Below are 1439 nucleotides of genomic sequence, written 5' to 3'. Positions count from 1 at the left end.
TGAACTGCTCCCCATTAGTTGGACTGAGAAATCAGTTTCCGATTAGTGGGGAGTAGTTTTCATTGAGAGCTCGAAGTTTGGTGAGTGAGCATCAGCGGGAGCAGTTGGTTGAACTATTTGAGCAAGGCGTGGGCTATCGTGCCGCTGCTACTGCTCTTGGTGTCTCCACATACGCCGCCCGTATGCTCTGTCGTCGGTTTAAGCTGCATGGCAGACTATGTCTTGTGGAAAAACCGACTAAGCAGCAGTATTCGTTCGAAATCAAGAAGGAAGTTGTCCAACGCCACCTTTCTGGTGAGACAGCGATGGATCTTGCGCGCGAGTTTGGCCTGTCATCAGAGCACTTGGTCGGCGGATGGTCGAGGAAATGGCGTAAAGGTGGCGATGAGGCACTAAAACCGAAGCCGAAGGGCAGGCCCAAGGGTTCGGGCACGCCGAAGCCGCTTTCGGAGGAAGCGAAGCTGCGTCGCCAGATCGCGCGGTTGGAAGCGGAAAACGCATATCTAAAAAAATTGCGGGACTTGAGGAATCAGGGACACGCCTGAAGGTCCAGGCGATTGTCATCCTCAAGTCACGGCATCGTCTGCAATACCTTTTGGATGCGGCCGGCATGGCACGGTCGACATTCTTCTATCACCAGAAACGACTCAGCGATCCGGATAAGCACGCTGCGCTCAAAGACGCGATCCGGGGAAGCTTCGAGCGCAACAAGTATCGCTACGGCTACCGACGAGTGCTACTTGACCTGCGCAACCAGGGGTGGGTGGTCAATCACAAGCTCGTCTACAAACTCATGCGCGAGATGGGGCTTCGAGCCAAGGTCCGCCAGCGCAGGCCATATGTTTCTTATAACGGGACGATCAGCCACATTGCCGACAACACACTTGACCGCAAGTTCACTCCAGATAAGCCAAATACCGTCTTTGTGAGCGACGTCACCGAGTTCAGGGTCGCAGGCCGCAAGGTCTACCTGTCACCGGTGATGGATCTGTTCGACCGTTCAATCGTTGCCCACACCGTGGCTACATCGCCGTCGACAGCGTTTACCGCCGATTCTTTAACTAAGACGATTAAAACGTGTGCGCCTGAGCCTGGGTGGATGATGCATACCGATCAAGGTTTCCAGTACCAGCATTCGTCCTGGCGCAACCTGATTCATGACAACGGTGGTGTTCAGTCAATGTCGCGTAAAGCCAACTGTTACGACAACGCGGTCATGGAGAATTTCTTCGGGCACTTAAAAACCGAGATGTACCACGGAGAAGTCTTCGACACCGTCGCAGAGTTCAACCAGGCCATCGACGAGTACATCCAGTGGTACAACACCGAACGCATCCAACAACGACTCAAGGGCCTGACCCCGATGCAATATCGAAATCAGACCCTTGAAGCCCTAACCGCCTAGAATTAAACCAGTCCAACTTTCGGGGGCCAGTTCA

General features: G+C 53.8%; 1 pseudogene. It reads left to right on the top strand.

From position 1 onward, the window contains the following. Window positions 1-108 precede the first annotated feature (108 nt). A pseudogene (locus QP915_RS11560) lies at window positions 109-1405 on the top strand (IS3 family transposase). Window positions 1406-1439 lie beyond the last annotated feature (34 nt).

This window comes from Corynebacterium sp. MSK158, from assembly GCF_030229085.1.
Lineage (GTDB): Bacteria > Actinomycetota > Actinomycetes > Mycobacteriales > Mycobacteriaceae > Corynebacterium.
Note: the sequence above shows the minus strand (reverse complement) of the source record. Positions and strands in the feature narration are given on the sequence as shown.